The sequence below is a fragment of the Acinetobacter sp. YH12142 genome (assembly GCF_013418435.1).
Taxonomy (GTDB): Bacteria; Pseudomonadota; Gammaproteobacteria; order Pseudomonadales; family Moraxellaceae; genus Acinetobacter; species Acinetobacter amyesii.
The window spans coordinates 236,079-248,218 of the sequence record NZ_VPCB01000004.1; the positions used below are offsets into that span (position 1 = coordinate 236,079).

Here is a 12,140-nt window from a genome sequence, read left to right on the forward strand (position 1 = left end):
GAAAAATATGCTATTTTCCCACGCAGTTTTAGACTGCTGTGATATCCCTATGAAAAAAGTTGTTTTGATTCCCTTAGTAGTAACGTCGGCAATGTTGGGTTGTCAGGATTCAACTCAAACGAAAGCAAAAGAGATAGAAGCGATTACTGCCGAAAAACAGCAAGCTGCATGGGTCGGTGATTTTAAAGGTACCACGCCGTGTATGGGCTGTCTTTCTCGTTGTGAAGATTGTCCTGGCATGGCTGTGGCTATAGAGCTACATGAAGACCAAACCTATACACTCACTCGTGAAAGTCTAAGTGGTCATAACGAAGTAGAAGTGCTAAAAGGTGTAATTCGTTTTAAAGATGAATCAAAGCAGCAGCTAGAACTTATGAATGTGCAAACGCGTAATCTTTTGTATGTTGATTTGGATCAGCAATTACTTGAAATTCGGGAAGACCAGACGGCGAAACGCTATCAAATGCAGAGTGATTTTTTGCTTAAGCGGGCAGAGACTTAATTATAATTAAATCGTTCTTTCTTTACGTAGTTTGTCAGTCATGATAAAAAACCACTTTATAGTCTAATTTTTATAAATAATGATAAAAAAAGAATTATCAATTACGGAGTTATTTGGAATTTTATCCATAGCAGCCCTCACAATTTCTGTTATTTCGAATGCATTTTTCTATTACTCTTTAGATGCTATATGGATAATGTCTGTTTTATCTCCATCATTTTATATTTTTGAAATTATTAAGGTATTAGTCTTAAGTTGTTCAGTCATAGCCGTAGTTGGTGTTCTATTAGATTTCTATAAATTTTTATTTAAACAATATTGCAAAAGTAAGCCTAAAAAGAAAATTTTAGTTTCTAATCATATTACGGAAGCAGAGCTGAAAGAAAAAATCGAACAGTTTTTAAAAAAGCATAAGCTGCTACAAGCTATATTTGTCATTATTGTATGTGTTAGTGGGCTAATTACGCTCTATGTAAATAACTTTATTGGTCAAACTTCAATGCTATGGGGTGCTGTTCTAATTGGTATAACTCTCAATATTTTTACCGATGATGAAGTGCGCAGAGATAAACCACTTAAATTTTTGGTGTTAACCATTCTTGCCATATTTGCTACCTGTTTTTCTGCACAGTTAAAATTAAATGATATAAAGAAGTCGCCTGTAGCTACATTGAAAATCAAAGACGTAAATAAATGGTATGTTCTGGACAGTTTTCAAGGTAATGTAATCTTGTTTAATGATTCAGAAAATAAATCAAATATTAAAGTCGTTAAATTCGAAGATATTGATCGAATTAGTTCCACTGACTAAGAACTTCATTCACTCTTAGACAAAAAAACAGTATGCTTACACCTGTAAAAAGGAGCATACATGTATCAAGTACTTGCACGAAAATACCGTCCACGAAATTTCATTGAACTCGTGGGGCAAAACCATGTGTCACGCGCACTTACCAGTGCCTTAGAACGTGGTCGGTTACATCATGCGTATTTATTTACAGGTACTCGTGGCGTGGGTAAAACCACCATTGCCCGTATTTTGGCAAAATGTCTGAACTGTGAAACGGGTGTAACATCAACGCCGTGTGAAGTCTGCCCAACGTGTAAAGCAGTAAATGAAGGCCGTTTTATTGATTTAATTGAAATCGATGCGGCATCACGGACCAAAGTTGAAGATACCCGAGAGCTTCTCGACAACGTTCCTTATGCTCCAACCCAAGGTCGCTTCAAGGTTTATCTAATCGATGAAGTGCATATGCTCTCTACGCATTCATTTAATGCGTTATTAAAGACTCTAGAAGAACCGCCAGAGCATGTGAAGTTCTTATTTGCTACTACAGATCCTCAAAAATTACCGATTACTGTCATTTCACGTTGCTTGCAATTTACTTTGCGTCCTTTAGCCGTGGATGAAATCACCACGCATCTGACCGATATTTTACAAAAAGAACAAATTCAAGCGGAGCAAGATGCGATTTGGCAAATTGCTGAATCGGCTCAAGGTTCACTGCGTGATGCATTGTCACTAACTGATCAAGCGATTGCCTATGGTCAGGGTTCAATTCAGCACCAAGATGTTAAAGACATGTTGGGCCTAATTGACCGTACGATCATTTATGATTTGATTTTAGCCATTCATCAAAATCAGCGTGAACGCGTGAGTGCTTTACTCATGCAATTCCGCCAACAAGCACTGGATGTTTCACTGGTATTGGATCAGTTGATTTCGACTTTGCATGAACTGGCATTATTACAATACTTGCCAGACTTAGCGTTGAAATATAGCGCTGAGATCAATCAAAAAATTATGCAATTGTCGCAGTTGATTTCAGCTCAAGATTTGCAGTTGTATTATCAAGTCGCATGCAAAGGTCGGGCAGACTTGCAGTTGGCAGTCACGCAAGAGCAAGGTTTTGAGATGTGTGTGCTGCGTCTATTAGCATTCCGACCATTACAGCCAAACGAAATGTTGGCCTCTGCCGTACAGCAAGAGTCAGCCGCACAGCCACAGCTTGCTCAAAATCAGGCCGAAACAGTTCAGCCGACTCAAACACAGTCTTTGCAGCAACCCAATACCGTTGTTGAGTCTGCTGCACAGGTTGCCACTGTTGAGCAGCCTGAAGCTGTACCCGCTGTAGACACATCGCCAGCTTTCGATGATTTTGATGATTCACATTATGATGACGATGATGGCTATGTTTCTGCACCTGCAGTCGATGAACCTTCATCTGATGATTTTTTAGATGATCCTGAAGAGGATGTGATTAGCCAAACTTCTACAGCATCTACATCAAATGGCACTCTAGATACGCAAGAGGTTGCATCTGTTGAATCTGTAGCGACACAGCAAAATGACACGCTTGTTATGGATGCCGTGGCAGAAGATACATTATTTGATTTAGATCCGACGCCGAGTACTGAAACTGAAGAAGTTGATGTAAGCGCTATAAATTTTGAAGATATTGCACCTTTAGAATCAACAGCTTTAGAGTCAACAAGTACACAGACTGAAACGACTCAGCCACATTTGACAGATGTAGTTGAGCCACAGCATGAGGTGAATGAATCAGTTTCGGGGGCTCAAGATCACAATGGTTTTGATCTAGCATCACCACAAGTTACGCTAAGTTCAGTTTCTTCGGATGCTGTTCAAACGGGTTCATCTTCTACTTTGATGCCACAAGATATTTTGACTTTACAGCCTCAAAACCTTGAAGGTGAGTGGACGGTCGAAAAGTGGGAGTATTGGTTCCGAAATAGCCAACTTTCACCTGCGGTACAAGAGTTGGCGCAGCATGGCATTATGCGCGGTACAATTGACGGTGAATCGACTTTCCATATTCCAAAGCGGTACGAAGCTTTAGTGACTCAATTACAGCATGTATTGGAACAAGCCCTTCATGCGCAATGGTCAAAATGTCGTTTCCATATCAGCTTTGAAGATGTCGAAGAAACCACACCGTATGCTTTACAGCATGTCCGCAAAGAAAAAGCGTTTGCACGTGCAAATGAGTTATTACATGCAGAGCCTGTTGTGAAAGATTTGCTCAAAAGCTTTGATGGTGAGTTGCAAAATATCCAGCTCAAATAAGTTCTAAGCTGGATTCTAAAAATTAAAGTAAAAACTGAGTTAAAGCATCTCGCATATCATCGGGTATCGAGGTGCTTTTTCGTGTTTGGCGGTCAACAAACACATGCACGAAATGTCCTTGGGCTGCAGCCTCATTTTGTCCTTGTTTAAAAATAGCCAAGTCATAGCGCAGTGAAGAATTACCAATTTTTTCAATCGCAACCCCAACTTCAATGATTTCTGGATAGGACAGTTCTTGTAAAAAACTGCAGGCTGAATCGACCACTAAACCGATGATCGGGGTATTTTGCAAATCAAAACCGGCATGTTGAATCAAGAGTGCATTTGCAGCGGTATCAAAATAGCTGTAATAGGTGACATTATTGACATGGCCATACATATCGTTGTCTGCCCAACGCGTTTGGATTGGAAATAAAAATCGATAGTTTTGGCGGCGTTTAGTTTCAGGTTTCATCGTTGGTATTTTCTTTATTTCAAAAATGAGTGAACTTTAGGCATATATTGATTGGTAAATCTGGCGAGCATCTTCAAACTGCAGTTCTCGCGGATTATTTTGTAATAGTCGTGTTTGTAATAATGCGTCTTCTGCTAAACGATCGAGCATATTTTCAGGCACATTCAGTTGGCTGAGTTTTAGCACCAAACCGCTCTGATCTAAATGATTTTGCATATGATCAATAAATAAATCACATAAACCATCGGTACAGCCCGTACTGTATGGGTCTAGCCAACTCATAAGTTCTGCATAATGCTGCTTGGCCTGAGGTGCATTAAACTTTAACACTTCAGCGAGAACCAGTGCATTGGTATGACCATGCGAGAGATGAAAGTGTCCACCGAGTGGATAGGCGAGTGCATGCACCGCTGCAACTGGTGCATTAGCAAAGGCCTGACCTGCAAGCATTGAACCGACTAGCATGTGCTGACGCGCTTCGAGGTTATGTCCATCTTGTAAAACCACTGCTAAGTTTTTATTTAATAAACGCAAAGCTTGTTTGGCGAGCATATCCGCATACGGATTTTTTTTAATTTTTGACGTATAGGCTTCAATGGCATGCACCATGGCATCGATACCTGTCGCTGCGGTAATATGTGCGGGAAGATTTAAAGTAAAGTTCGCATCGAGGATACAGACATCGGCATACAGTACAGGGGAGACGATACCAGTTTTGGTGGTTTCACCTGTAGTGACGATAGAGATTGGTGTGACTTCAGAGCCGGTCCCTGCCGTTGTCGGGATCAAAATGAGCGGTAAGCGTGGTCGTTTTGCATTAGCAACACCATATAAATCACTGATCTGTTGTGTTTGCTTAGGATGAGCCAAGATCGCGATAATTTTAGCCACATCCATTGAACTGCCACCGCCAAAACCAATAATCAAATCTACTTTTTCATTCTTGGCAAATTGAACTGCATCCAAAACTATATGTTCTGCAGGGTCAGCTTGAATACTGGAATAAATTACATAGTCTTGATGGATACTTTCTAAAATATCCAAAATGGGTAAATGTAATTGTTGTTGCAACATACCGGGGTCGGTCACAAACATGACACGTTTGGCTTGAAAGTCGCCTAGGACCTCTCTCAGTTGGGAAATAGAGCCTAAGCCTGAAATAATATTGCTGACGGTTTGAAACTGAAATTGACTCATTGGCTTATCCCTAATTTTTTATATCCAAATAAACATTATTCTTGAGTGTTGATATAGGATTCATCCTGTAAATAACTTAACATAAGACGCTTGAAATAAAAGTAGTCTTGAGGTTGTTATGTCATCCAGCACGCCATATAAGGTGTTGTGTGTTTGTTTAGGAAATATTTGCCGTTCACCTACGGCTGAAGTGGTTCTCAGACATTTTTGTGATGAAGCGCAACTCAATATTCACGTCGACTCTGCGGGTACGAGCAATTATCATCCGGGCAAAGCGCCTGATCTTCGTAGCCAACAGCATGCAAAATTACGAGGCTATAACTTATCTGCATTACGCGCACGTCAGTTAACGGTTCATGATTTTATTGAATTTGATTTGATTTTGGCCATGGACTACGAAAATTTAGACAATATTCAAAACCTCATGCAAAAGGCGCAGCAACAATTCGGTCAACTACGTGCACAAGTGTCTTTGATGAGTCAACATGATCACCAATATCCGCAACAAGAAGTACCAGATCCGTACTATGGTGGTGATGCAGGGTTTGAACATGTATTAGATCAATGCGAATCTAGCAGTCAGGCTTGGGTCAATTATTTAAAAACTCAGTTACAAGCACAGCAAAAAAATTAAGGTTTAAGAATGCAAATTCAAACACAGGTTCAGCTTAAGCCATTTAATACATTAAGCCTCGATGCTGTAGCATCTCATTATGTACGTGTTCAATCGGTAGAAGATATCCAAGCAGCGCTCGACTTTGCCAAAGCTGAGCAATTAAATGTATTGGTACTTTCAGGAGGCAGTAATATGCTGTTGCCTGAGCAAATACATGCTTTAGTGATGCACATGGATATTCAAGGGATTGAATATGTACAAGACGATGCCGATACACAGACTTTAAAAGTGGGTGCAGGGCAAGTGTGGCATGACTTTGTGCTATGGACGACGGCACACCAGTTTTATGGCTTACAAAATTTAGCATTGATACCCGGTTTAGTCGGTGCTTCACCTGTGCAAAATATTGGAGCTTATGGTGTTGAGGCGGGTGAATTTATTGAATCTGTGCAGGTCTATGACCGAGTAACAGAACAGCAAAGTAGTATTAGCGCTGCCGATTGTCATTTTTCATATCGCCATAGTATTTTTAAAGATGAGCCAGAGCGTTTTATTATTACGCATGTGACTTTTAAACTTTTAAAACATGCCGATTTAAAATTAAATTATGGTGATTTAAAGCAGGCGGTAGGCGAAGACTTAAGTGCAGAAAACCTACAACAACAAGTCATTCATATCCGTCAAACCAAACTTCCAGATCCGAAAGAATTTCCAAATGTCGGAAGTTTCTTTAAAAATCCTGTGATTAGCCAGCAAGCCTTTGACCAAATTGCGCTGCAATTTCCAAATTTACCCCATTATCCACAACCGAATAATGCGGTAAAACTGGCAGCTGGCTGGTTGATTGATCAAGCGGGTTGGAAAGGGAAATCTGTGGGTTCAGTGGGTATGTTCCATAAGCAAGCTTTGGTGTTGGTCAATTATCAGGACGCCACGCTGCAAGATGTACGTACAACTTACAAAGCTGTACAACATGATGTTTTTGAAAAATTTAATATTGAACTACATCCTGAGCCTGTATTATTTGATACAAATGGCTTGATTCGATCTCACGCAGATTAATAAAAACATAGGTTTTAGATTTATGCATAAAACACATTGGATGGTTCGCTTAGTACAAATTGCCGCAGTGCTATTTGTACTTTTGGGCTGTCTGATGATTTTTATCTATACGCCGTTTTATTCTAAATTGATCGTTAAAAGTTTAAATTATTTCGTTCCTGTAGAAGTCAATCAGCTCGCAGCGCAAAGTCAAAAACTCGGTGCTTTGAGTGATGATGATAATTATGAGCCGGGTTCTGACTTATGGATCGCGCGCCAAGCGTATTTAAAACTCATGGAGCAAGCCATACAGTCTGATGAGCCTCAAGACTTGACCCTTATACAAGCGCGTTATAAGGCTTTACAGCAGCTCATTGAAGAAGAACATGAAAAAGAAATAAGTGATAATCAAAAGGACATACCGAAAGTTCCTTTGCTGAATCCTTCTGCATCCGAGGCGGCATCCTCTGAAGCAATGGCGGAAAATCCTGCTCAAAAAATGAAAGAGCTGCTCGAACTCAATAGTGCGGAAAATAAAGGACTCATGACGCAATATACAGAGTTCTTAAAAACTCATGAAATTGAACAAGCTGCTTCAGAAGCGGAACCGATCGATGATGAAACCTATCTTGATCTAGCCAAAATGAAAGATAAAACCCTGAAGCAGCCAACCGCAGATCCGTATGCGATCGTGGTGTTAGGTGGTGGCTTAACTTTAGATAAAAATGATAAAGATATCGTGGTGAATGACTACACACGACTTCGACTGGAAAAAACACTCGATGTCGAACGCGCACATAAGTTACCGATTGTACTGAGTGGTGTGGAAGCACCGTATATGCAAGCTTGGTTAAAGCAATATGATGTCGATGCGAAATTGCTTGAAAACCGGAGTATGAATACTTGCGAAAATTCACGCTTTAGTTCGTTATTGTTACAGAAAAAAGGCGGCGCACCGACGGTTATTTTAATCACCGACCAATATCATATGCCTCGAACACGGCGTTTATTTGCATTAAATGGTATTGAAACCATTCCTGTTGTTGCACCTATGCCAACGACATTAACCACATGGCGACCAAGTGAAAAAAATTATGATCATAGTCGTCGTGCCAATTATGAATTATTAGCTACCTTACGTGACGTTTGGTTTGGCTCAAGTGACTGTCGGGAGGTCCCATAATGTCAGATATCCCATTTCTTAATCCTTCGATTCTTAAACAATTAGATCTTCCAGTTCCAAGTCGAGAATTAACCCCACAATTATTAGAACCGCTAAATTTAAATCGGCCGTTTGAGCCTAGTGTCGAAATACAATCTTATCGACGACTCTACGGCTTAGATGCCTTGAACTGCGAACATTGGCAAGGCTATGTAGAAATGCCTTTGTTCAAACTACATGTACAAGTGTTTCAACCGAAACTAAAGGCTGAAACAGATGTCATTAAAGGCACTGTATTTTTATTACATGGTTATTTAGAGCATAGTGGAATATATCAGCCGATTATTCGTGAGCTCTTAGATCAAGGTTTTAGTGTTTTGACCTATGATTTACCGGGGCATGGTCTAAGCAATGGCTCGCCAGCCAGTATTCAAAACTTTGACCATTACCAACAAGTTTTGGAAGCGGTATATCGTTATGTGAAACATGCAGCTCAATTACCGACACCGTGGTTAGGGATTGGGCAGAGTACGGGTGGTGCGATTTGGCTGCATCATCTGTTAGATTTTGCTGAACATCGCAAAAACCCTTATGTCGAACGGGTTTTATTATTATCTCCGCTGATTCGTCCTGCAAAAACGGCATGGTGGCATAACTCGGTTGGATTAGGCATTATTCGTCGTATTAAACGTGAAGTGCCACGTCATTTTAGACGGAATAATCACAACCCTGAGTTTTTACGTTTTGTACGTTTAAAGGATCCTCTACAACCTCGAATGATGGGGATGGATTGGATTTTGGCCATGTCAAAATGGATGCAGGAAATGGAAGAACGACCTGCGTGTCGTATTCCAGTGTGGTTAGCTCAAGGCGCACAGGATCAAACGGTGGATTGGCGTTATAACATTGAGTTTATACGTCGTAAATTCCGTTTACAGACGCTTCTCATGCTTGAAGAAGGTTCACATCAGCTGATTAATGAACGTGCCGATATTCGTGCTGCATTAACAGGTTTGATCCCGGCATTCTTGCATGCTCAATCGAATAGTAAGTCTTATTACTAACTGATGTTACGCACTAACATCAGGAGCGTAATTTGATTCAAATAAAAGTACGATACGCGGGAAGTTCATCCGCAAGTGTTTGAGACAGGACTACTTCTAATCAAAAATGTTTTTGCAATACTTTGAATAATTTGACGCTAGTGAACGAGTTTTGTCGGTGAGGTGCATTGCACCGCAAGATGGTTTCCTTGCGAAGCTTTGCTTCTCATTTTGCCGAAACAAAAGTACCTCCAGCCGAAGGGTAATCCCTTTATTTAAGCCCTAGATGTAAGACTCCGTCGAATAGGCTTAGAAATTATTTTAAAAATGCGTATTTACTTTTACGCGCGTAACATCAGTTACTAATTGACGATTGAGCACAGCCTACCTTAATCAGTGTGATGGATCTAGACGAAAAAAAGAGGCGTGGACGCCTCTTTTTTTTGGGTGGAGGAATCAGAACTTTTCTAGATGGGCCATATTCCACATACGGAAATAGAAGTTTTCTTCATCTTTATTTTCACAACTGAGCAGCTCCCCATCTTTTAACCAAAAATGTAGCTGTGCATAGTTTTTAATTTCACGGTTATTAATCCGCTGCGCTAGATGGTGCGCACGGATATCTGATGGATGTTGTAAACCTGCTGAGGCAATAAGTTCAGATAAGCCATGCAAGGTATTTTTGTGGAAATTAAAAACACGTTCTGCTTTGGTCGGAACATGGATGGCTTTTTGACGGTCTTTGTCCTGCGTTGCAACGCCAACTGGACATTGGTTGGTATGACAGCTTTGAGCTTGAATACACCCGACTGCAAACATAAAGCCACGAGCTGAGTTGACCCAATCTGCGCCAATCGCCATGGTACTGGCAATATCAAAAGCACTAATAATTTTACCACTGGCACCGACTTTAATTTTTGAACGCAAGCCTGCACCAATCAGGGTGTTATTGACAAAGAGTAGGCCTTCACGCAGTGGTGTCCCCATATTATCAATCAGTTCTATAGGTGCAGCGCCAGTCCCACCTTCAGAACCATCCACCACGATAAAATCAGGTGTGATCCCCGTATGTAACATGGCTTTTACGATACTCATAAATTGCCACGGTTGCCCGATACACAGTTTAAAACCCACAGGTTTGCCTTCTGACAGTTCGCGCAATTGCTGAATAAATTGCATCATTTCTATAGGGGTGCTAAAGGCAGGATGGCTAGATGGCGAGATACAGTCATGTTCACGGCTGACACCACGGATTTGAGCAATCTCTTCGGAAATTTTGTCTTTAGGTAAAATGCCACCATGGCCTGGTTTTGCACCTTGAGATAATTTGATCTCAATCATTTTGACTTGAGGGTGCTTGGCTTGTTCAGCAAAACGTACAGGGTCGAATTGACCATCAATCGTACGGCAGCCAAAGTAACCACTACCGAGTTCCCAGACAATGTCGCCACCATTTTCCAAGTGATACGGACTAATACTGCCTTCACCGGTGTCATGGTAGAAATTGCCCATTTTTGCGCCTAAGTTTAAGGCACGAATGGCATTGGCACTTAAACTACCAAAGCTCATCGCAGAAATGTTTAATATCGATGCGCTATACGGTTGCTTGCATTGTTCATTGCCAATGTTAATACGGAATGTTTCAGGAATGGCAGGAATGCAAGGTGACAAGGAGTGATTAATAAAGCGGTAATCATTTTGGTAAACATCAACAATTGAACCAAATGGTTTATCTGCATTTTGGTTTTTTGCACGTTGATAGACCAAACTACGCTGCATACGAGAAAAGGGCAGAGCATCTTGATCAGATTCAATAAAATATTGGCGAATTTCAGGTCGAAATTCTTCAAATAGAAAACGAAAGTGCCCCATGATGGGGTAATTTTTTAAGATCGAATGTTTGTTTTGTATGACGTCATACAAACCCAATAAACTCAAAAGCCCAGTAATGACCCAGATACTATTCAATAAGGTTTGTGGAATGAAATATTGAATATAACGAGGGGAATAACCTAAATGAAAACTCGAAATGAGTAGGAAGATAAAAATACAAGCAAACCAAATGGAATGCCGAGAAAAAAAAGTATTTAGTAGCTTGTGGCGAATAGTTTGCGCTGGACTGGCCATATTTTGAAAAATCTTATTCAGCTCATTTGCTCATAATTTGCCGAGTTTATGCACAATGCTCAAGCTTTAATTTGTTGATTCAGTGTAGCATTTATAAAAAGCAGCACTGAAGTTGAATGATTTTTTCATTTAAAGCCAAATGAGATAAGAAAAGCAGGATTGTTCTTTAAGAAAATTTATGAAAAGTAGCGCGGTTCTTGTTATTTCACAGTGAACAAAATGGAGGTTATAGTGATTTTACTTTCTAAACACGAGGTGCTGAATATGACTATGAAATCTATTCGTTATAATAATGCCGACCTAGCCTGCCTATGTCAGTAATTGATTATAGCCATGAGAAATTAGCGCTACGGCATAAGGTATTCAGCAGATACGTATGCTGTAGTTCCTTTGACCTAAACGACTAAAATTACAAAAATATTCTAAGAAATTATCCAGTCCCAGCGTTGGGACTTTTTTATGTGTTGATATTTTAAGGGAAAATCTAAGCATAAATAATGTACTAGATATTCATTATGCGTTAGAAGTTGTCACCTCAAATAAAAGAATGATACGCGGTAAGGTCATCCGCAAGTGTTTGAGACAGGACTACATTTATTTAAAAATGTTTTTGCGATACTTTGAATAAGTAGACGTTAGTGAACGAGTTTTGCGGATGACAATGGTTTTGGGTACTTTTGCCGAAACAAAAGTACCTCCAGCCGAAGGCTAATTCCTTTATTTAAACCCTAGATGTAAGACTCCGTCGAATAGACTTAAAAATCATTTTTAAAATGCGAAATTAGGGTCTGTTGACATTTGTTGATTAAAAAAATAGCGAGATAGTAAAATTAAATCGCCAAACCCAATTTTACACTCGCTATGCCTCGAACAATGCTAAATGATCAACACTGGTCCAAGTTACTTG

General features: G+C 40.1%; 10 protein-coding genes. 7 read left to right on the forward strand and 3 right to left on the reverse strand.

Features of this window, described 5'->3' with window-relative positions; genetic code table 11:
* Positions 1 to 49: 49 nt before the first annotated feature.
* The 3 genes from FTU77_RS05705 (at position 50) to dnaX (ending at position 3,593) form a co-directional block, all read left to right on the forward strand.
* Positions 50 to 502, forward strand: coding sequence for a copper resistance protein NlpE N-terminal domain-containing protein (locus FTU77_RS05705; RefSeq protein ID WP_180055174.1), 453 nt, complete (start codon positions 50 to 52; stop codon positions 500 to 502).
* A gap of 79 nt (positions 503 to 581) precedes the next feature.
* Positions 582 to 1,313: a hypothetical protein gene (locus tag FTU77_RS05710; protein ID WP_180010374.1), complete on the forward strand. Its 732-nt coding sequence runs from the start codon at positions 582 to 584 to the stop codon at positions 1,311 to 1,313.
* Between the two features lie 60 nt (positions 1,314 to 1,373).
* The gene (dnaX, locus tag FTU77_RS05715; protein WP_180055176.1) at positions 1,374 to 3,593 is read left to right on the forward strand and encodes a DNA polymerase III subunit gamma/tau; all 2,220 of its coding nucleotides are present in this window, start codon (positions 1,374 to 1,376) and stop codon (positions 3,591 to 3,593) included.
* 22 nt (positions 3,594 to 3,615) lie between these two features.
* Here dnaX and FTU77_RS05720 read toward each other — a convergent pair whose 3' ends face one another.
* Both FTU77_RS05720 and FTU77_RS05725 read right to left on the reverse strand, forming a co-directional pair.
* A complete protein-coding gene (locus tag FTU77_RS05720) occupies positions 3,616 to 4,047 on the reverse strand; it encodes a thioesterase family protein (protein WP_180055178.1) in 432 nt (143 codons plus the stop codon).
* Between the two features lie 36 nt (positions 4,048 to 4,083).
* Positions 4,084 to 5,244: an iron-containing alcohol dehydrogenase gene (locus FTU77_RS05725; RefSeq protein ID WP_180055180.1), complete on the reverse strand. Its 1,161-nt coding sequence runs from the start codon at positions 5,242 to 5,244 to the stop codon at positions 4,084 to 4,086.
* A gap of 118 nt (positions 5,245 to 5,362) precedes the next feature.
* Between FTU77_RS05725 and FTU77_RS05730 the strand changes: the two genes are divergently transcribed.
* Genes FTU77_RS05730 through FTU77_RS05745 form a run of 4 tightly spaced genes read left to right on the forward strand, consistent with a single transcriptional unit; the run spans position 5,363 to position 9,127 of the window.
* Positions 5,363 to 5,878 (forward strand): low molecular weight protein-tyrosine-phosphatase, encoded by a 516-nt coding sequence (locus tag FTU77_RS05730; RefSeq protein ID WP_111884272.1) that lies wholly within the window; start codon positions 5,363 to 5,365, stop codon positions 5,876 to 5,878.
* A 9-nt stretch (positions 5,879 to 5,887) separates the two neighbouring features.
* Positions 5,888 to 6,922, forward strand: a complete 1,035-nt coding sequence (murB, locus tag FTU77_RS05735) for a UDP-N-acetylmuramate dehydrogenase (protein WP_180055182.1) — start codon at positions 5,888 to 5,890, stop codon at positions 6,920 to 6,922.
* Positions 6,923 to 6,944: 22 nt separating this feature from the next.
* Positions 6,945 to 8,084 (forward strand): YdcF family protein, encoded by a 1,140-nt coding sequence (locus FTU77_RS05740; RefSeq protein WP_180055184.1) that lies wholly within the window; start codon positions 6,945 to 6,947, stop codon positions 8,082 to 8,084.
* Complete coding sequence (locus FTU77_RS05745; protein ID WP_168377747.1) at positions 8,084 to 9,127, forward strand: alpha/beta hydrolase; 1,044 nt, start codon at positions 8,084 to 8,086, stop codon at positions 9,125 to 9,127. The genes FTU77_RS05740 and FTU77_RS05745 overlap by 1 nt, the downstream gene beginning before the upstream one ends.
* 435 nt (positions 9,128 to 9,562) lie before the next feature.
* On the opposite strand, the gene FTU77_RS05750 is transcribed toward FTU77_RS05745, so the two are convergent.
* Positions 9,563 to 11,233: an FMN-binding glutamate synthase family protein gene (locus FTU77_RS05750; protein WP_078188593.1), complete on the reverse strand. Its 1,671-nt coding sequence runs from the start codon at positions 11,231 to 11,233 to the stop codon at positions 9,563 to 9,565.
* Positions 11,234 to 12,140 lie beyond the last annotated feature (907 nt).